14 protein-coding genes are annotated in these 20,626 nt (G+C 64.1%); 8 read left to right on the forward strand and 6 right to left on the reverse strand.

All coding sequences use genetic code 11. The features are described 5' to 3' along the window. Positions 1-38 precede the first annotated feature (38 nt). Positions 39-3,029, reverse strand: coding sequence for a TonB-dependent receptor (locus C8J98_RS00300; RefSeq protein WP_199229764.1), 2,991 nt, complete (start codon positions 3,027-3,029; stop codon positions 39-41). A 48-nt stretch (positions 3,030-3,077) separates the two neighbouring features. After that, complete coding sequence (locus C8J98_RS00305) at positions 3,078-4,460, reverse strand: transglutaminase-like domain-containing protein (RefSeq protein WP_233260098.1); 1,383 nt, start codon at positions 4,458-4,460, stop codon at positions 3,078-3,080. A 321-nt stretch (positions 4,461-4,781) separates the two neighbouring features. Here C8J98_RS00305 and C8J98_RS00310 point away from each other — a divergent pair, with 321 nt between their 5' ends. The 7 genes from C8J98_RS00310 to C8J98_RS00340 are packed head-to-tail and all read left to right on the forward strand — an operon-like array spanning position 4,782 to position 12,430. Further along, positions 4,782-5,930, forward strand: coding sequence for a DUF819 family protein (locus C8J98_RS00310; RefSeq protein ID WP_107909832.1), 1,149 nt, complete (start codon positions 4,782-4,784; stop codon positions 5,928-5,930). Positions 5,931-5,944: 14 nt separating this feature from the next. Then, the gene (locus C8J98_RS00315) at positions 5,945-7,336 is read left to right on the forward strand and encodes an SH3 domain-containing protein (protein WP_107909834.1); all 1,392 of its coding nucleotides are present in this window, start codon (positions 5,945-5,947) and stop codon (positions 7,334-7,336) included. Positions 7,337-7,354: 18 nt separating this feature from the next. Continuing rightward, on the forward strand, positions 7,355-8,446 hold the full coding sequence (locus tag C8J98_RS00320; protein WP_107909836.1) for a dipeptide epimerase: 1,092 nt from the start codon (positions 7,355-7,357) through the stop codon (positions 8,444-8,446). Positions 8,447-8,457: 11 nt separating this feature from the next. Further along, positions 8,458-9,303, forward strand: coding sequence for a MurR/RpiR family transcriptional regulator (locus C8J98_RS00325; RefSeq protein WP_107909838.1), 846 nt, complete (start codon positions 8,458-8,460; stop codon positions 9,301-9,303). A 12-nt stretch (positions 9,304-9,315) separates the two neighbouring features. Next, positions 9,316-10,077, forward strand: coding sequence for a L,D-transpeptidase family protein (locus tag C8J98_RS00330; RefSeq protein WP_107909840.1), 762 nt, complete (start codon positions 9,316-9,318; stop codon positions 10,075-10,077). Continuing rightward, positions 10,074-11,309, forward strand: a complete 1,236-nt coding sequence (locus tag C8J98_RS00335; RefSeq protein WP_107909842.1) for a cation:dicarboxylase symporter family transporter — start codon at positions 10,074-10,076, stop codon at positions 11,307-11,309. Before C8J98_RS00330 ends, C8J98_RS00335 begins: the two co-directional genes overlap by 4 nt. Then, positions 11,306-12,430 carry an FAD-dependent oxidoreductase gene (locus C8J98_RS00340; protein WP_107909844.1) on the forward strand — a complete coding sequence of 375 codons (1,125 nt, stop codon included), beginning with the start codon at positions 11,306-11,308 and terminating at the stop codon, positions 12,428-12,430. The genes C8J98_RS00335 and C8J98_RS00340 overlap by 4 nt, the downstream gene beginning before the upstream one ends. 122 nt (positions 12,431-12,552) lie before the next feature. Here the strand turns inward: C8J98_RS00340 and C8J98_RS00345 are convergent, their stop codons facing one another. The 4 genes from C8J98_RS00345 to sucC all read right to left on the reverse strand — a co-directional run bounded on the left by C8J98_RS00345 (position 12,553) and on the right by sucC (position 18,648). Further along, complete coding sequence (locus tag C8J98_RS00345; RefSeq protein WP_107909845.1) at positions 12,553-15,561, reverse strand: TonB-dependent receptor; 3,009 nt, start codon at positions 15,559-15,561, stop codon at positions 12,553-12,555. 381 nt (positions 15,562-15,942) lie between these two features. Next, positions 15,943-16,386 (reverse strand): SRPBCC family protein, encoded by a 444-nt coding sequence (locus tag C8J98_RS00350; RefSeq protein WP_107909847.1) that lies wholly within the window; start codon positions 16,384-16,386, stop codon positions 15,943-15,945. 215 nt (positions 16,387-16,601) lie between these two features. Then, the gene (sucD, locus tag C8J98_RS00355; protein ID WP_036137555.1) at positions 16,602-17,474 is read right to left on the reverse strand and encodes a succinate--CoA ligase subunit alpha; all 873 of its coding nucleotides are present in this window, start codon (positions 17,472-17,474) and stop codon (positions 16,602-16,604) included. A 13-nt stretch (positions 17,475-17,487) separates the two neighbouring features. Then, on the reverse strand, positions 17,488-18,648 hold the full coding sequence (gene sucC / locus C8J98_RS00360; protein WP_063572903.1) for an ADP-forming succinate--CoA ligase subunit beta: 1,161 nt from the start codon (positions 18,646-18,648) through the stop codon (positions 17,488-17,490). 277 nt (positions 18,649-18,925) lie between these two features. Here sucC and C8J98_RS00365 point away from each other — a divergent pair, with 277 nt between their 5' ends. Continuing rightward, positions 18,926-20,569 (forward strand): HAMP domain-containing sensor histidine kinase, encoded by a 1,644-nt coding sequence (locus C8J98_RS00365; RefSeq protein ID WP_107909856.1) that lies wholly within the window; start codon positions 18,926-18,928, stop codon positions 20,567-20,569. The last annotated feature ends 57 nt before the right edge of the window (positions 20,570-20,626 follow it).

Raw genomic sequence — 20,626 nt, forward strand, 5'->3', positions numbered from 1 at the left:
AAAAGGCACCCCGGTCCTGGGGTGCCGGCAAGTGGACCTTAGAAGTCCAGGGAGACAGTAAGTTGACCGAAACGCGGGGACTGGAAGCGCTGAGGCTGCAGGTAGGTCGGGTTGAGCCCGCCGACCGATGTCTGAAGATCCTGGTCGACACCCAGCGTGCGTTGCTGGTTGAGCACGTTGTACACAGCGAGCTTCACGCGCAGGTTGTTCTTCTCGTCCAACGGCAACAGGTAGGTGATGCTGGCGTTGAGATTGAACGTCCACGGCGTGCGGTCCGCGCCGCGGGGCGAACGCTGGTACACGCGATTCTCGGACACGGGATCGGCACAGTTCTCCACGCAGATGAAGTAGCTGTGGTAAACCGTGGCGTCATAGGGATTACCCACGCCATACCCAGTGATCGGGCTACCGGAAAGCGCCGTCACGTCTGCACCCACCTGCCACTGCCTGGTGATCGCATAGGTGCCGCGGACCTTGAACTGATGGCGATGGTCGTTGGGCAGGTAGCCCCCGTTGAGGTTCACCCAGGGGTCGTCGAAGTTCTCGGTACGGCCGGTGTCGTCGAAGTTCGTGTCGGAGTTGACCGGTCCTTCCGCGTTGCCGCGGTTCCAGGACAGCACGTACGAGGCATTCAACATCCACTTCTCGTCCCAGGCGCGATCGATCTGGAACTCCAGCGAGCCGAAGGTGCGCTTAGGCTTCTTCCAGCCGCGCTGGCCGAGGTAGTTGCCATCGGCGTCGTACATCGCCCAGCCCTGCTTCGAGGTATCGATATTGATGTAGCCGTCGGGCGTGCCGTCACAGTTGGTATCCCCATAGACCGTGAGTTTCTTGCCGGGGTTGCCCATGACGTAGCCGATGTAGCCATCACCGCCGCACTGCGGGGTGGCGCTGATCTCCATGTCGTCGATGGCATTGTGCAGCTTACGGTAGGTTCCACTCACGCCCCACGACCATTTGTCGTCGAGCGCCTGCTGGAAGCCGAGGATGGCCTCGTCCTGGTAGACCGAGTTCATCTTCTTGTCGACTTCGGCGCGCAGGTCACCCACGGTGCCATCACCCTGCGAGTCGTCCACCGCCCCGATCTGCGGCCCGAGGATCGGCATGGCGTAGGGCGAACCGTTGCGATCGAGGATCTGATAACCGTCGAAGGCGTAGTACGTACGCTCGTCAAGCAGGCCGCCGGCCTGCTTGATGTTGATGACATTCGCCACGGGCAGGTAGTAACGCCCGAGGTTGCCGAAGATCTTCGTGGTGCCGTCGCTCTTGAGGTCCCAGGAGAAGCCCAGGCGTGGAGCGATCATGTTGTCCATCTTGATATAGCTGGCGCCCTCGCCCGTCTTGTTGTCGAAGGCGTCGCGACGCAGGCCTGCGTTGAGCAGGAAGTCCGGCGTGATGTTCCAGTTGTCCTCGATGTAATAGGCATTGTTCGTGGTTTCGAACGTGCCGTCGATCTCATATCTGCGTGCACGCACGTAGGCGTCATAACCCGGAGGCACGACGCCGCCGTTTTCGATGGTCGCGCCGGGCGTGGTCGAGTAAATGTTGTAGTAGTACGAACCCGGTCCCGGATAGCGCCGCGAGTAATCGGAGGTGTCGACTTCATGGTCGTAACCGAAGCGCAGCACGTGGTCGCCCAGTGTCCACTCGAAGTCGGCACGGCCCTGCTTGCGCGTATCGTTGCGCTTCTCCACCGCCGTGCTCGTGCTGCAGCCGAGCGGGACGCCCGGACCGGGTACGGCCGAGACCTTCGCGACCGGGTTGCAGTCGATGTCCGACTGCGCACGGGTGAAGTCCTCGCGTTGATTGCGGCCGTACATCAGCTTCATCGAGAGGTCGTCGACGATGTAGCTGGTAAACGTGCCGTTCCAGTTGAGGCCACCGGTGTTGCTGTAGATCTCGTCGTTCTTCTTGCTCGTGGTGTCCGTGTCGTAGTCGTAGTTGTAGACCGAGCCGAGGTTCTTGTCCTTGTCCGAGAAGGCCATCAACTCGAGCAGGTTCTTGTCGTTGATATGCCAGTCGACCTTGGCGCCCCAGAAGCCGGAATCGGTGTCGTTCTGGGTGAGCACGGTCCCGAGGTTGTCGGTGTTCTGCGGGGTGTAACCACGCGCCTCGTACATGGCGAAGAAGAACAGCTTGTCCTTCACGATGGGTCCGGACGCGTACACGTTCATCTTGGTACGCGAGTAGTGATCCTCGGACGAGGTGATGTAGCGCTCGCCATCCCAGTAGCGGTTCTTCGTGGTGGCTTGCCAGTCGCTGGCTTCGAAGGTCATCTCCGCGCCGGTCTTGAACTCATTGGTACCCGAACGGGTCACCGCGTTCACCACGCCGCCGGTGGTGCGGCCGAACTCGACGGAGTAGCCACCGGTCTTGACCTGGAATTCCTGGTAGAACGCGAACGGCGCTTCGGAGAAGCCGTTGCGGTTGTAGAAGTCGGTGACGTTGAGTCCGTTCACATAAAACGAGTTCTCGGCCACGGACGAACCGCCGAAGGAGATGCCGCCGAACCCGGCATTGCCCTTATTCACACCCGGCGCCAGCAGCGCCACGGACTGCACGTTCTGATCAACCGGCAGGCGGCGGATTTCCTCGCGGCTTACATTGGTCGAGATTTCGGTCGAGCTGACATCGACTGCCGAGACGACCACTGGCGCACTGACCTGCACACCCTCCAGTTCCGTGGTCGCGGCATCCCGATCGACCAGGTTCACCGTGGTGGAATTACCCAGGCTTACGTCCACCTCGGTCGCGCCCACCGGCTTGCCATCCTTGCTGCTCTCGAGCCGGTAGTGGCCGATCGGCAGGAACGGAAAGCGGTAATTGCCTGCGTTGTCCGCGGTAACCGTGCGTGTCAGGCCGGTGCCCGGGTCGCGCACGGTGACCGTAGCGCCCGCCTTGGTACGGCCGACGATCGAGCCGTCGGTGTTCGCGCCGAAGGCACTGCCGGATACGGCAAGGCCCAGGCCAATGGCCATGCACAAAGCGCCGTGACGCAGGACGCGCCGGTTCGTCTTGATCTCCCCCATCTCCCCACTCCCATAAGATGATGTTTCGGGTTGTCGTGCGTTGTCCGGTCAGCGCGCCGTGTCACCGCCCCCTCGCGGTGTATCGACACGGTGCCACCGGAAGTCGTAATCGAACTGATCGAAGTAAAGGTTGCCGCCCTTCCACTCGACTTCGCCGCGCTGCGAGTCGACCGTCTCCGAACGGAAGAAGGTCTTCGGCGGCGCGAACGGCTGTGAATAGTCGTCGTTGAAGGCAATGCGGTAGGCATCCAGGCCGCCGAGGTAGAACCACTCGAGCTTGTCGTCGCCCGGCTTTGCGTTCGCTCCGGCCATCAGGCGGCCGAAGGTCACGTCCATAGGAACCCAGCCATAGGGCGCAACGTAGACCTGGCCCCAGTCGTGGATGTTGTTGTACTTGCCGTCGGAAAAAATCCAGCCCGACTGCCAACGGGCTGGAATGCCGTTGAGGCGCAACAAGGTCATCAACAGCAAGGTCTGCTCACCGCAATCGCCGTGCCCGGCATGCAGGGTGTAGTCGCTGATGTTGGAAAGGGTCGAGTATTCGCGTGCGCCCGCCCAGGGGATCGTGTCTACCGCGGCGAACAACTTCTGGGCGATGCGGTAGGGATTGGTTTCGTTGCCGACGACTTTCTTCGAGTACGCGCGCATGGCATCGGTAAAGACGATATGCGGTGCGCGTTCGGCGACGAAGGCTGCCAGCGCCGGTGTGATCGGACTGCGCGTGACCTTGGCCGGATCGATATCCACGTAGCTCGCGTAAAGCGTCAGTTCGTAGGTGATCGAGAATTCGGTGGGCTTGCCCGCCTCGGCTTTCTTTTCGAGGTAAGCGGTGCGCTGCAGCGTCGATTCGGGCGCGATGTCCACCTTGACCGGATCACTGGCCGTCAGGCGGATGTCTTCCTGCTGGCCTGCGATCGCGCGTGGATAAGGAATCCATGCGCGGATCGTCTCGCCCGCGGGCACCGCGTCGGCGTTCACCGTGAGGATCTGGGTCACGCTCTCGCGACGTGGCAGGACACTGGTCGCGTGGTTAGCGAGTGCAGCGTCGCGCACGGCACGGTGATGGTCGTTGAGGATTTCGTTGGGGCCGTCATCGAAGGGCACCTGCTCCTTGCGGCGGGCGCACGCCTCGGCACTGATACGGAACAGGTTTCCCGGTGCACGCTTGAAGTAGAGCGTGCGCCCGTCGATGACTTGCTTCTCGAGCAGGCCGGCCGCGTCCCACTTCGCGAATTCCGCGTCGGTGAGGTCGGGGATCTGCTTGCGCAGACGCGTCTTTACCGCGTCGGCGTCGAGCGTGAAGTCGATGAGGATGCGGCGCATGCGCTCGCGTTGAAATTCGAGGGTGCTGCGCTGTCCGGTGGTGAGGCCGGGTTTCGCCAGGGCGGTTGCGATGGAGGCTTCGGCTGCCTTGAAGCGGCCTGCGTCTATCTGCTTCGACGGAGCATCGCCGACGAAGTCGGCTCCTACCGAGCCTGGTCCGGCAAACGCGCCTGGTTCGGGAATGGGGGCTGGTTCGGGAACGGGGGCTGACGCGGCCAACGGGAAGGCGGCCGCGATGGCAGCGCAAACTATTGCGTTTCGTGTGGCCGCTTTCACCGTTCGGTATCCCCGATGCAACCGTGGTGGGTGGACGTGCGTCAGGGCTGTGTAACATGCTTGCAAAGCGCGGTCAATAATTTATGCTTCGCCCTACCTCGTTCGGAATACATATTCCTGACGACCGTCGTGACACCACCCGGGGAGGGACGCGTGATCCAGTCGGTTTGGCTTTACCTGGCCGTGATGCTGCTTGCCGCCGGCTTCTGGCCCGCGATCGAACGGCGTTTCGGCTGGAAGGTATTCGAGATCCTTCCACCCATCGTCCTCACCTACCTCACCGTCACCGCGCTATCGGTCGCCGGCCTCTGGACGGCCTCGGTGGAGATCCACGCGGCGCAGAACATGCTGGTGGCGCGGCTCGTGCCGGCCCTGCTCTTCCTGTTGATGATCAACTGCGACCTGCGCGCGATCCTTGCCCTGGGCCCACGGGTGCTCGGCGTCTTCGTCTGCACCTCGATCAGCCTGTTCATCGCCTTCCTGCTCGCCTTCCTGATCTTCCGTCACTGGATGCCGGGCAACGGCTGGATGCCGTTGGCCTCCCTGTCAGGAAGCTGGATGGGCGGCACGGCGAACATGATCGCGGTGAAGCAGGCGATCGGGATGTCCGATACGGCATTGGCGACGACCCTGCTTACCGACGCACTTTGCTACTCGATGTGGGTGGTGGTGCTGTTCGCGGTGGCCCGGCTCGCGCCCGCGTTCAACCGCTGGACGCGTGCGGTATCGAGTGCGGACCTTACCGTCGCCGAGGCCGCGCCGCGCGCTCCCGCCACGCCGGACAGCGTGCTGCTCTGGCTCGGCCTCGCCGTGCTGGTGGCCGCACTGTCCAGCGTATTCGGGGCGACACTGCCTGTCGGGAGCATGGTCTCCGCCACCACCTGGACCATCCTGCTGGCGACCGGCGCCGGCCTGGTCGTGGCGCATACACCGCTGGCACGATTGCCCGGTGCACAGACGGTATCGAGCGCGATGTTGATTTTCGTCGTGGCCGTGCTTGCCTCGCAGAGCAGCTTCGCCGGCATCGCCGCGGCACCTGTGTACCTGCTCGCCGGCGTCACCGTGATCACCCTGCATGCCGTGCTGCTCTGCCTCGCCGCACGCATCTTTCACTTCGACCTGTATCTGTGTGGCATTTGCTCACTCGCCCATATCGGCGGCGTGGCGGCCACGCCGGTGCTAGCCGCTACGTATTCGCGCTCGCTGGTGCCGGTGGGCATCCTGCTCGCGCTGCTCGGATATATCCTCGGGACTGGTTTCGGTCTCGTGGTCTCCACGGTGCTTTCGGCGCTGGCTTCCTGACCAAGGATCTCGCTATGACGACGCTTCGCCACACCTTGCTCGCCGCCATGCTCTTGCTGTCCCTGGGTGGGGCCGTCGCGGCGCGCGACACGCCCGTGCCGCCTTCGGGGATACCGGGTATCTCCGACGCGCAGCTCTCGCCGGAATTCTGGGTCGCGCGCCTGCCGGACGCCGACAAGGTCGTGCTCGATACGGCGGCCATCGCGGCGATCAACGAGCGCGTCGCCACGCTCGATCCATCGATGCACGACATCCGCCACCTGCCAGCCGCGTTGCCACGTGAGCAGGTGAAGGGATGGATCGAGAAGCTGACCAGCCGCCCCGGTAAGCCGCTGTTCGACATCGAAGGTAAGCCGGTGACCGCCACGGCCATCGACGCGGTGATGACCAACGCCGCCCTCACCGCGATTCCCGCGCAGGTAACCCCGCGCTATGGCATGGCCACCCGTCGTGGCGCACTGCGCGGCTATCCCACCGACCTTCGTGTGTTCAGCCACGCCGGTGACACCGACATCGATCGCTTCCAGGAAAGCACGCTGTTCCCCGGCGATCCGCTCGTCGTGGTGCATACGAGCCAGGACGGCAAGTGGGTGTTCGTCGTCAGCCCGCGCTATGCGGCCTGGATGCACGCCGACGAGGTGGCCTATGGTGAGCCCGCCGCGGTGTTCGCGCATGCCGATGCCACGCCATATCGCATCGTCACCGGCGCCAGACCGCTGACCGTCTACACGCCCGAGGCACCTGCGGTTTCGGAGCTGCAACTGGACATGGGTACGCGCGTACCGCTGGATACCTCGTTGCCGCAGGACCAGCCGGTGAACGGCCAGAGCCCGTACACCTCATGGGTGCTGAGCCTGCCCGTGCGCGGTGCGCAGGGCGCGCTGTCGTTCCATCCCGCCCTGCTCCAGCGGAACCAGGATTCCTCGGCCGACTACCTGCCGCTCACCCGGGCAAACATCGTGCGCCAGGCCTTCAAGTTCCTCGGCGAACGCTACGGCTGGGGTCATGCCTACAACGGCCGTGACTGCAGCGGCTTCGTTTCCGACGTGTACCGGAGCATGGGCGTGCAGATGCCGCGCAACACGCGCGACCAGAGCATCAGCCCCGGCCTCACCCATACCGTCTACACCGACAAGGACAGCCACGATGCGCGCGTGAAGGCAGCGATGGCGCTGGAGGTCGGCGACCTCGTCTACATCCCTGGCCACGTGATGATGGTAATCGGCAAGATTGACGGCGAGCCTTATGTCATTCACGACGTGGGCGGCATGAGCTACAGGCAGGCCGACGGCAGCCTGCGTCGCATCAAGCTCAACGAGGTTTCGGTGACACCGCTCCTACCCATGATGTTCAGCGACGACAAGACGTTCGTCGATCGCATGACCAGCATCGTGCGCATCCGCTAATCCGCCCAGCGAGACTCCATGAAGATCACCGATATCCGCTTCGGCATGCTGCGCGTGCCATTGAAGACTGCCTTCAAGACGGCCTTGCGCACGGTCGACAAGGTCGAAGACATCGTCGTGATGGTGCATACCGACGAGGGCAACGTGGGCTACGGCGAAGCGCCGGCCACCGCGGTCATCACCGGCGACACCCACGGCTCGATCGTCGACGCCATCCGCCATTACATAGCGCCACGCCTGATCGGCGAAGACATCGCCGATCTCAACCGGATCACCAAGCTGATCCAGGGCACCATGGAGAAGAACACCAGCGCCAAGGCGGCGGTGGAGATTGCGGTCTACGACCTCTGGGGCCAGCTCTATGGCGCGCCGCTGTACAAGCTCCTTGGTGGGGGCGACCCGGTTATCACCACCGACATCACCATCAGCGTCGACTACATCGACAAGATGGTCGCCGACTCCGTCGCCGCGGTGGAACGCGGCTTCGAGTCGCTGAAGATCAAGGTCGGCAAGGATATCGGCGTGGACATCGAGCGGGTCCGCGCGATCTACGCCGCGGTGGAAGGCCGTGCCCTGCTCCGCCTCGATGCAAACCAGGGCTGGACGGCAAAGGAAGCCGTCTACGCACTGCATGCGCTGGAAGATGCGGGCGTACGCCTCGAACTGGTCGAGCAACCGGTGAAGGCACGCGATCTGGAAGGCATGCGCTATGTCACCGAGCGCGTGCACACGCCGATCATGGCCGACGAGAGTGTCTTCGGGCCGGCGGAAGTCATGGACCTTATCCGCATGCGTGCCGCCGATATCATCAACATCAAGCTGATGAAGACGGGCGGTATCTCCCATGCCATCCGCATCGCGGACATCGCCGGCCTCTATGGCATCGAATGCATGATCGGCTGCATGCTGGAGAGCAGCATCAGCGTCGCCGCTGCCGTGCATGTGGCGGTGGCAAAATCCGATGTCATCACCAAGGTCGATCTCGATGGGCCTTCCCTGTGTGCGTACAACCCCGTCGATGGCGGCGTGAACTTCAACGAATCGGAGATCTCGGTGAGCGATGCGCCGGGCCTTGGTATCCGCGAGATCCGCGGCCTCGAGCCGCTCTGAGGGACGCCGCCATGTCGCCACTGGTGAAGATCCGCTCCGAACGCGACCGCATGTCGGCGGTGGAGCGGCGTATCGCCGACTTCATCCTCGAGAACGCCCAGCTGCTGCGCGACTACTCGTCGCAGCAACTGGCCAATGCACTGGGTATCAGCCAGTCCAGCGTGGTCAAGTTCACCCAGAAGCTGGGATTCCGCGGCTACCCGGACCTCAAGTACTCCGTGGGTGAAGCGATCGGCCGCACGGAGGAAGGTGGCAGCGAAGCCATGCCGGTCACCGAACGCCCGGGTGGCGACCCCCTCGGCGCGGCGCTGTGGCAGCGCAAGGCGCGTGCCGAAGAAGCGACTCGCCTCATCAACAGCGCCGAAACCTTGCATGGCCTGGTCGATGCCGTCGAGTCGGCGGGGAAGGTCTTCCTCATCGGCCTGGGCGAGGACGACCTGCACGCGCGCGGGTTCGCCGTGCGCCTGTCGTTGTTGGGCATCGTGGCTATCCGGCACTTCGACGTAAGCCGCATGGCGGCGCAGGTCGCGATGTCCGCGCCGGGTGACCTGCTGATCGTGTTCTCCGAGCACGGCAAGCATCCCGCGCTGGTCAAGATCGCCCGTTATTTCCGCGAGCAGCGTGGACGTGTGGTTACCGTGACCCGCCATACCTCCAATCCGCTGCGCGCGCTGGCCGATATCGCCCTGGCGGTGGCCGCGCACGACGATGCGTCCTACGTCCAGTCGTTGATCTACCAGTCCACCGTGCAGCAGTTACTCGACACCGTCTTCGTCCACCTGTGCGAGGGCGACGAGGCGCGTCATGCGCGCCTGGTGCAGAACCTCGACCGCATCCAGCAGATGCTCGAACCCTGACCGGAACGCCACATGACGTCACCCCGAACACTCAGTCGGCTTCTCGGCCTGGCCGCCTTCTTTCTCACCGCGTCTACGGGCGCCTTCGAGACGCCGTCCGCCTGGTCGGTGTCCCGCCAGATGATCGTTGTGACCACCGACGGCTGGGACGTCGATCATGGAAGGCTGCGCGCGTATGTCCGCGAAGGCTCCCAATGGAAACAGGAAGGTCCCGCCACCGATGTGACCATCGGCAAGCACGGTAGCGCCTGGGGCGTGGGCCTGAATCCACCCGGGCACGATGGCCCGGTGAAGAAAGAAGGCGACGGCCGCAGTCCGGCGGGCGTGTTCCGTGTCGGCGAGGCGTTCGGCTATGCGGAGAAGAACCCCACCGCACTGCCGTACCGCGGCCTGACTGCGTCCGACTATTGCGTGGACGTGGACAGCTCGGCTTATTACAACCAGGTCGTCGACGCGAAGAAAGTCGGTGAGAAGGCTGTCGCCGGCGCCACCGAACCAATGCGCCGCGACCTGCACTTCGATGGCGACCATGCCTATCGCATTGGCTTTGTCATCGAGCACAATCCCGACGGTCGAAGGGGTGCAGGCAGCTGCATCTTCGCCCACCTGTGGAAATCACCTACCTCGCCGACCGCCGGCTGCACGGCCATGGCCGACGACGCGATGGAACGGCTGCTTGGCTGGCTCGATCCGAAGAAGAAGCCGGTCTTCGTGCTGCTGCCGAAGTCCGAATACGCTCGCCTGCGCGAAGCCTGGAACCTGCCAGCCCCATGACTGCCACCCAACGGATCCTCCTTGGCCTCGCGCTTGGCGCCATGACTGGCATCGCCCTGGCGTCATGGGCACCCGACGTAGCGGAACGCATCGCCGATGCCGTGCAACCGGTGGGCAAGCTATGGCTGAGCGCGTTGCAGATGACGGTGGTGCCGCTGGTGCTTTCGCTGGTGGTCGTCGGTGCCAACACCGCGACCGACGCCGCCGCGTCGGGCCGCATCGCCCGTCGTGCCATCGTGGTGTTCCTGCTCCTGCTTGCGTTGGGCGCCGCCGTCGCTGCCTTGACCGCGCCTGCACTGTTCACGCTGTTCCCGCGTAGCGATTCGCTCACCACAGCGTTGAGCGCCACGGGCAGCCATCTTCCCGCGACCGCGCCAATCGGCTGGTCCGACTGGCTGGCCGGCATCGTTCCCACCAACGTGGTCATGGCAGCGGCGCAGAGCGCGATGCTACCGTTGGTGGTGTTCGCCATGTTCCTCGGCTTCGCCCTCACCCGGATCGCCCCTGAGCGCCGCGCGCTGGCGGTGGAGTTCTTCCGGGCGATTGCCGACGCGATGATCGTCATCGTTCGTTGGGTACTACTGCTCGCGCCCTTGGGCGTGTTCGCACTGATCCTTTCCGTCTGCGCGCGAGCAGGCCTGCACATGCTGGGTGCGCTGGGCGTCTATGTGCTGGTGGAATGCATGGTGTATCTCATCGTCACCGCGCTGATGCTGGTCGTCGCCCGCGCCTGGGGTCACGAGCCCTTCGCCCGCTTCGCAGCCGCGATCGCACCGGCACAAGTCGTCGCCGCGAGCACGCAGTCCTCGCTCGCTTCGCTGCCGGCCATGATCGAAAGCGCGGACCGTCGCCTCGGCTATCCCACCGCCGTGACCTCGCTCGTGTTACCGATGGCGGTGTCACTGTTCCGGCTCACCAGCCCGGTGCAATACGTCGTCTCAGCGAGTTTTATCGCGTGGGCGCTGGGCATCGAACTGAGCGTGGCACAGTTGGCTGCGGGTGCGGCACTCGCGGTGGTGATAAGCCTGGGCTCGGTCGGCCTGCCCGGGCAGGTCACGTTCATCGCAACCAACGTCCCTGTCGCGCAGGCCATGGGCCTGCCTATCGGTCCGCTGGGCATCATGCTCGCGGTGGACACCCTTCCGGACACGCTGGCGACACTCGGAAACGTTACCGCCGATCTCGCGGCGACCAGCATCGTCGCCGCGCAATCCCGTAAGGACGAGGCATGAACGAGACACCCGTCGATGTGATCGTGATCGGCGCCGGTATCGCCGGTGCATCGGTCGCCTGGTTCCTTGCGCCGCACGCGCGCGTCGTCGTGCTCGAGCGCGAATCGTTCGCCAGCTTCCACACCACGGGACGGTCGGCCGCACATTTCAGCGAAAGCTACGGCTCACCGCAGGTACGGGCGTTGAGTCGCGCCACGCGTCCCTTTCTGGCATGTCCGCCTGGCGGATTCGCCGAGCACCCGATTCTTCAGCGTCGTGGTGCCCTCGTGATCGGCAACGCGGCACAGGCTGATCGCGTACGCGAGGCATTTGAAGCCGTACGCCGCTTCACTCCTGCGCTGACCTTGCTCCATAGCGAACAGATCGCGGCACTCGTGCCGGTGCTTCGTTCCGACGCCGCGAGCATTGCGTTCTTTGAACCCGATTCGGCCGATATCGACGTCAATGAATTGCACCAGGGCTTCCTGCGCGGCGCGAAAGCGCAAGGGGTCGCCTTGCATGTCGACACCCGGGTCCACGCTATCCGTCGCGAAGGACGCGAATGGATCGTCAACGAACAATGGCGCGCGCCTGTGGTCGTGAACGCCGCCGGGGCATGGGCTGACACCGTGGCCGAACTCGCTGGCGTGGATACCATCGGTCTCGAGCCGCGCCGCCGTTCCGCCTTCACCTTCGCCGCTCCCGCTGGTATCGATGCAGCCGGATGGCCCTTCGTCGTCGACGTCGATGAAACCTTCTACTTCAAGCCAGACGCAGGCTTGCTTCTCGGCTCGGCCGCAAACGCCGATCCGACGCATCCGCATGACGTACAGCCCGAGGAGTACGACATCGCCCTGGGCATCCACCGTATCGAGGAAGCCACGACGATGACGATCCGCCGTCCCGCCCGTACCTGGGCCGGCCTGCGCAGTTTCGTCGCGGATGGCGATCTCGTCGGTGGCTTTGCGCCGGATGCACCGGGATTCTTCTGGCTCGCCGCACAGGGCGGCTACGGCATCCAGACCAGCGCAGCCATGGCGGAGGCCTGCGCATCGATGATCCTCGGCAAGCCGATGCCGGAGCACCTTGCGGAAGCCGGCATCACAGCGGCGTTGCTAAGCCCCGCAAGACTCCGCCGGTAGCAGGATCACCCCCGCCCTTGTAGGAGCCGATTCATCGGCGATCCCGCGACAGCGGGCCAGGGCACGGCGAGCACCTATCGCCGCTGAAGCGGCTCCCACACCGAAGCGGCCCCACACGATGGTCAGAAATCGTACGAAACGCTGAGCCGCCCGTACCGCGGCGCCTGCCGCTGTGTAATCACCCCATACGCCGGCTCCGGCACCCCCGGACCCGCTTCCGAATAGGGATACTTCTGCAGCGCCCGCTGTTCGTTGAGCAGGTTGAACACGTTCGCACTAAAGGCCAGTTTCCCTTCACTGAAGGAAGGACGCCAGGTCACGCCAAGATCGATCTGGCGGATCCATGGCAGCCGGCCCTGCTCGCCCGGAGGCGAGGGCAAGCCGTCGCAGAAGTGGTAATCGCCGCCATAGCCGGCGGGATCCGAGTGGTCGGCACCGTAGTAGGCAAGGCAATGCCGTGGCGTGCCGGAAACGACGCTTACATTGGCCGAAGCGAGCCACTCCGGTGTGATCTGCCAATAGCCGAACACCTTGAACTGGTGCGTGTGATCGTTGCTCTGCGGCCCGTTGGTGTGCTCCATGATCGGACCGTTGTCCCAGTCCTCGCTCGTCGACGCCGCGGTCTGGTTGAGGTCCGAGCGAAGCTGCCCTTCCGTATTGCCGTAGCTGCGCGAGAATACGTAGTTCGCCCGCGCGAACCATGTACCGTCGAAGGGGTGCTCCAGCAGCAACTCCAGGCTGTAGTACTTGCGCTTGAGCCTGTCGAAGCCGAGCTCCTTGTTGGTCACTGGCACTTCCACATGGTTTCCCGCCGTATCCAGCAGGGTGAACGTGTTGGCCTGTCCGGGATTGAACAGGTAGCAGCTGTTGGTCTGGTTCGTGTCGATATCCAGGCCGAGCGACTGCCCCTTGGCGACGATGCGGTCGATGTCGCAATAATCGTCGATGGCGTTGCGCAGGTTGCGGTAGGTCAGTTTGGCGCCGTAGAGCCAGTCAGAACCGAAGGTCTTGGTGAAACCGAGGATGTACTCGTCCTGGTTCTCCGCCTTCATGCCCTTGGCGGCAACCGTTTTGGGATCCGGCAGTTCGCCGAAGTTGTTGTTCGCCGACACCGGCACGCCCGGCGCGATCGCTGTCAGCCCGCTCGGCTGGCCGTCCGCAGCAATGCCCGTATAGGTGAAATACTGCGTAGTGCTCAACGCGCCGCCAGCAGCGTTCAGGGCCGGGTTCAACGGCAAGCCGAGGTAGTAGCGGCCCGCATTGCCGTAGACCTTGAAGGTCGCGTCGCCGAACACGTCCCAGCTGAAGCCAAGGCGCGGGGCCCACTGCGGCGAGGTCTGCTTGATGTAGATGTCGCTGTCGGCGTTGTAGTTGGTGAACTGGTCGTTGCGCAGACCCAGTGTGACCAGCCACCGATCCGTGACCTGCCAGGCATCCTCGATGTACTGGGCTCGCTGGCTCGAGCGCACCGTCGCAAGGCTGGACGACACCCCGCGCGCTACGTAGTAACCCTGTTCGCCACCGGGGTAGTTACCCGGGGCGTCGACACCGAGACCGGTCGAAATCGGAAGCGTCGGGTCACCCTGGTTATAGGTCCAGGTGTAGCCCGGCCCCGAGCTCTCCGAACCCTGGTCACGCGCCCTCGCCTGCTGGTTGTCGATGCCGGCCGTGATCGTGTGATCGCCGATCACGTAATGAAGGTCGAAGCGCGTGTTCGTGGTCTCGTTGCCACGGTTCGGATCGGTAAGCGAGGCGATGGTCTGCCCGTTCTGCCGGGCGGTGCCACCCGTATACGCGGGATTCTGAAAGTCGAGGCCGGCGATGTACACGGCGTCCGGGTTGTAACCGGAAGGCGAGACGTAGCTCACCGTGCGCATCTTGCCGTACTGGGCACTGATGGTCAGGCTGTCGGTGATATAGCCGGTGTACTTCGCGGTATAGACGTCGCCGCCGTACTTTTCGTCGTTCGCGCCGGTGATACGCTCGCCGCGCGCCTGGTTCGCGTAGTCGTAATCGTAAACTGTGCCCGAGCGATGCGTCTTGTCCGAAGCGCCGGTCACCTCGACGATATTGCTCTCGTCGATATTCCAGTCCAGCTTGGCGTACCAGCGAGGCAACTGGTAGCGATAGGCGCGGTCCGGCGACTGCGGCAGCGTCACGTTGCTCACCGCGTCACCTGTCTGTCGCTCCACTTCGGCGGCCGCGAAGATGAAAAGCTTGTCCTTGATGAGCGGACCGCCGGCATAGATGCTCGCCGTCGTGGAGGTCTCGGTGTTTGCACGATTTGGCTGGTAGAGCGAGCCTGCCTTCGGCTGCGGCGGAAGTCCATTCGTGTAGTAGCTATTCTGGCCGTCCGCACGGAGCCCGTTCGGCTCCCAGATGAGCTGCGCACCCGCGTGCCACTCATTGGTACCGCGCTTGCCCACGACGTTGATCACACCACCGTCGGAGCGCCCGTACTGGGCGCTGTAGCCGCCGGTATAGACCTCCTGCTGGTCGATCGCGCCATAGGGCAGCGAGATGCCGCCGAAGCCACGGAGTGGGTCAGTCGTATTGAACCCGTTGACGTAGTACGCGTTCTCGCTGGCAGCGGATCCACCGAAGGTAACGAGCGAGTTTCCGGTCGCACTCAGGTAGCTGCCACTGTTGTTGACGGCACCCGGCGCCAGCAAGGCGATCGCCTCGGAGCTGCGTCCCAATGGCAACTTCGCCAGCTGATCGGAGGTGACGACCGTACGCGAGTCAACCGTGGAGACATCGATCTTCGCCAGCGCGTTCGCCGAGACCGTCACACCGCCAAGGTCCTGTGCGGAGGGCGATGCAAACGACACCTCGACCCCGGAGCCGACGCGCAAGGCGACGTTTTCCCGACTCAGTACCGCGGCGCCCGCATGAATGACCGACACCGTGTACGTGCCCAGAGGAAGCTGCGCTGCGGAGTAGCGGCCCCTGGCATCGACAGGCACATCACGGGAAAGCCCCGTATCGCCGACGACCCGTACCACATCCCCCTCAGACGCCTGAACCTGACCGTAGATCGAACCGGTAGTGGACTGCGCCAACGCGCCCCCTGAAAGTGCAGCGAACAAAGCGGTAGCCAACAGCGACCGCTGCAACGACGAGTTACGCATGAAAACCCTTGATCGACAGAATGAAGGCAAGCCCCGACCACATCGCCTTCCCCTTGCGAGGGCGATGGATCGACTGCAGCGGCCGGCCGGAAGAGGGGCTCAAGCGCCCGTCACGCCTGCAAGGCGTTGGAAATCGGAACCGGAGTTAGTCGAAGACGCTCAGAACGGTGTGATAACCGTGGGCGCTGGCCGCTGGATCAGCGGCAACAACAACATCGCGCGGCAGCGAGGCAGGCGCATGCGGAGGATGAAGTAACGATGTCAGGGTGGCGCATAACAACCCCTTCGTTTCTTGTTGCGATGCGCCACCGTAACACGAGCCAATATGGCCATGTCAAGCATTTGGCCGTCTAGATGTCCGTTGCACATGAAACCGTGGGTCTATTCGGGAATCGCCACCTCGACCAGCCGTTCCAGCAGGGTCAGCGACTCCTGCCAGCCGAGGTAGCACTGCTCGACGGGAATCACATCGGGGATGCCTTCCTGGACGACCTGCAATTCTGTACCGCAGGAGACCGCCCGCAGGTTGATCGTAGTGACCATGCTGCCCGGCAGGTTGGGATCGTCGAAGCGATCGTCATGGACGATGCGTTCATTGGGAACCAGTTCCAGGTAGGTGCCGCCGAAGCTGTGTCCATTGCCGGTGGAGAAGTTGGTAAAGGTCATCCGGTACCGTCCGCCGACCCGTGCGTCCAGTTCGTGCACGGTGCAGGTGAAGCCATCCGGCGGCAGCCATTTGGCGTTGGCGGCGGCGTCGAGGAAGGCGCGGTACACGCGCTCCGGGGGTGAAGCGAATACGCGAAGCAGGCGGACAGTGCCGGTCATGGAAGTTTCCTGTTGCGAGGTGGAGTCCTCATTCTGTACGACGAATGGCATGGCGGTGAATCGACATCTCGGGGATGCGGCGGATCCTGGGCGGATCGGTTGGCCGGCCCGCTGCCGCGGGATCGCCGATGAATCGGCTCCCACAAGGTACCGGCATAAAAAAACCGCGGCCCGGGGGCCGCGGTTTCTTCAACACACGCCGAAGCGGGTGAGGTTTACTTCATCAGACCGGCGAGGGTCTTGCCGAGGTCGGCGGGCGACTTGACCGTGGTCACGCCTGCCTTCTCGAGCGCGGCGAACTTGGCTTCCGCCGTGCCCTTGCCGCCGGAGATGATCGCACCGGCGTGGCCCATGCGCTTGCCCGGAGGAGCCGAGGCGCCAGCGATGAACGAGACGACCGGCTTCTTGACGTACTGGCTGATGAACTCAGCCGCGTCTTCTTCCGCGCTGCCGCCGATTTCGCCGACCATGATGATGCCTTCGGTCTGCGGATCGTCCTGGAACAGCTTCAGGCAGTCGATGAAGTTCAGGCCGTTGATCGGGTCGCCACCGATGCCGATGCAGGTGGACTGGCCGAGGCCTTCGTTCGTGGTCTGGAACACTGCCTCATAGGTGAGGGTGCCCGAACGCGAGACGATACCGACCTTGCCCGGCTTGTGGATGTGGCCCGGCATGATGCCGATCTTGCACTCACCCGGGGTGATGACGCCCGGGCAGTTCGGACCGACGAGGACGACGTCCGGGTGCGACTTGAGCACGTTCTTCACGCGCATCATGTCGAGCACCGGAATGCCCTCGGTAATCGTGACGATGATCTTGATGCCACCAGCGATGGCTTCGAGGATCGAGTCGGCAGCGAACGGCGGCGGCACGAAGATCACCGACGCGTCGGCGCCGGTCTGGTCGACCGCGTCACGCACCGTGTTGAAGACCGGTAGGTTGATGTGCTCGGAACCACCCTTGCCCGGCGTGACACCGCCGACGACCTTGGTTCCGTAGGCGATCGCCTGTTCGGCGTGGAAGGTACCCTGCTGCCCGGTGAAACCCTGGACGAGGACCTTGGTGTTCTTGTTGATCAGGACGCTCATTTAAATATGCTCCTCAGGCCGCTGCGGCCACGGCCTTCTGGGCCGCATCGTTAAGATCGTCAGCCGGCGTGATCGCCAGGCCCGAGTTGGCCAGGAGCTTGCGACCTTCGTCGACGTTCGTGCCCTGCAGGCGCACGATCACCGGGATCTGCAGACCCACTTCCTTCACCGCGGCGATGATGCCCTCGGCGATCAGGTCGCAGCGCACGATACCGCCGAAGATGTTGACCAGGATGGCCTTCACCTTGTCCGACGAGAGGATCAGCTTGAACGCCTCGGAGACGCGCTCCTTGGTGGCACCACCGCCGACGTCGAGGAAGTTGGCCGGCTCACCGCCTGCCAGCTTGATCACGTCCATCGTGGCCATCGCCAGACCGGCGCCGTTGACCATGCAGCCGATCGTGCCGTCCATCGTGACGTAGTTGAGGTTGTGCTGGACGGCGGCCGCTTCGGCGGCGTCTTCCTGCGTGAGGTCGCGCATCGCCGCGAGGTCGGCGTGGCGGAACTCTGCGTTGTCGTCGGAGTTGACCTTGCCATCGAGGGCGGCGAGGTTGCCGTCTTCGAGAACGGCGAGCGGGTTCAGCTCGACCAGGGCGAGGTCCTTCTCGTTGAACAGCTTGTACAAGCCAAGCATGATCTTGACGAGCTGGCCGACCTGCTTCGGATTCAGGTCCATCTTGAACCCGAGTTCGCGGCACTGGTACGGCTGCAGGCCTTCGACGAAGTCCACCTGGAAGGTGTGGATGTCTTCGGGCGTTTCAGCGGCGACCTGCTCGATGTCGACGCCGCCGTGCTTGGAGGCGATGAACGAGATCGACTTGGTGTCACGATCGGTGAGGATCGAGAGGTACAGTTCCTTCGCGATATCGGTCGCGTCGGTGACCAGGACCAGGTTCACCGGCAGCGCGCGGCCGGCCGACTGGTAGGTTTCCATGTTCGTGCCGAGCATGCCCTTGGCGGCATCGCGGACGGCATCGAGGCTGCGGCAGAACTTGACGCCACCGGCCTTGCCGCGACCGCCGGCATGGATCTGGGCCTTGACCATCCACTGCGAACCACCAAGGTGCTTGGCGGCGTCGACAGCGGCATCGGGAGAGTTGGCAACCTTGCCCGGCGGTACGGCGATGCCGTACTTGGCGAACAGTTCTTTAGCCTGGTACTCGTGGAAATTCATTCGATACCTCGAGCGAACGGGAGAAACATGTGGACGCGTGCAGGCCGTGAACGGCTCGCACGGGGAGGGGGGATGGATCGATTGCGCGAGTTTCACGCAATACGGCCGCGTATTTTCCCGGAAGGCGCCCCGGATGGAAAGGGGCGCCGCCGCATTGGCGGTACGACGCGCCCCGCCGACCGCTTTTCCCTGCCGCCGACGCGTGTTGCCGCGGCGCCGCCGCCACCTATACTGAGCGTCATCCAGGCCCTGGGGGCCCCGTCGGAGAAGTACCCACGTGTCCACTCCCGCGTCGACGCTAGCCGCCAGACCCCCGGCGAGTCAGGCCACCGCCCGCCACGAACTGTTCTTTTTCAACTACTTCCGTCTAGGGCAGGCGGCGGTTTACACGGCGCTGGCGTTCCATCCCGAGCACCTGAACTGGCCAAACCTGCCTGAACCCCTGTTCGCCCGCCTTTTCGCCCTGGGCTATCTGCTGGCCGCGCTGGTCATGGTGGCGCGGACCCGGCAGTCGCTGAACCGTCCGGTCCTGATCGTCTCGATCGGCCTGTCGCTGGACATCGCCGCGGCCCTGCTCGCCCTGGTGCTCATGCACGACGTGCGCATGGGCGTGGCCATGATGCTGGCGGTGAACCTGGCCACGGGTGCCCTGCTGCTGCCGTTTCGGCTATCGATGTTCTTCGCCGCCGTGGCCACCCTGGGCATGCTCGGCCATTCGTTCTTCGGCCTGGTCGACGCCGCTTCGCCGGATCGCGAGCTGGCCGAGTACGGCCTGTTCGGCGCCGCCTACTTCGCCTGTACCTCGCTCTGTTACGTGCTCGGCCGCAATATCCGTGCATCCGAGGCGCTGGCCGAGCAACGCGGTATCGACCTGGCCAACCTGTCCCAGGTCAACGAACTGATCATCCGCCGCATGAAGACCGGCGTGCTGCTCGTGGACGAAGGCAACCGCATCCACCAGCTCAACGAGTCGGCCTGGATGCTGATGGGCAACCCCTCGGCGGACCAGCGCGACCTCGGCACCCTGGCTCCCGAGCTTTCGCGACGGCTTTACCACTGGCGCACCTCGGGCAAGCTGGACGAGAGCGCCACGATGCTGGCCGACGGCACCCCGGAGGTGATCCCGCGCTTCTCCCGCCTGGCACCGAACGACGACTCGCACGTGCTGATCTTTCTGGACGACACCTCGCTGGTCTCCCGGCGTGCCGAAGAGCTCACGCTCAGCTCGCTGGGCCGCCTGTCGGCATCGATTGCCCACGAAATCCGCAACCCGCTGGCGGCGATTCATTATTCGGCGCAGCTGCTGGCCGAGTCCACCGATATGAACGATACCGACCTGCGCATGGTCGAGATCATCAACAACCACTGCTCGCGCCTCAACGAGATCATCGAGAACATCCTGCAGTTGTCGCGCCGCGAGCGCTCGCGGCCGGAGACCCTCGACCTGAGCCAGTGGGTGCACCACTTCGTCACCGAGTACCGCCAGGGCAACGACCTGGGCTCGGACATCCTGCGTGCCGTGTCCGGCGGCGAGCCGGTGGCCGCCGTGGCCGATCCCCAGCACCTCCAGCAGGTCATCTGGAACCTCGTGCAGAACGCCCTTCGCTACGGCCGCCTACCCGGCGAGCCGGCCCGCGTGATGCTGGTGGCACGCCATTCCGAGGTAGGCATTCCCATCCTGGAAGTGATCGATCGCGGGCCAGGGATCCCTCCCAAAGTGGCCGCGCAGATCTTCGAACCCTTCTTCACTACGCACGAATACGGCACGGGACTGGGTCTCTACCTGGCCCGCCAGATGACCGAGGCCAACCAGGCAGCGCTCGAATACGTGCGCGTGGCGGGTGGCGGCAGCTGCTTCCGGATCAGCCTCACACCGCCGGCCCGCAGTACTTCAGCAGCGCCCGTGGCCGCACGGGCGTGAACAGCGCGCTTTGCTCCTGCGTCCCGGGCGGTTACATTGGGAACATTCACCGAAGCC

Origin of the sequence: Luteibacter sp. OK325 (assembly GCF_003050935.1) — a bacterium.
Classification (GTDB): Bacteria; Pseudomonadota; Gammaproteobacteria; order Xanthomonadales; family Rhodanobacteraceae; genus Luteibacter.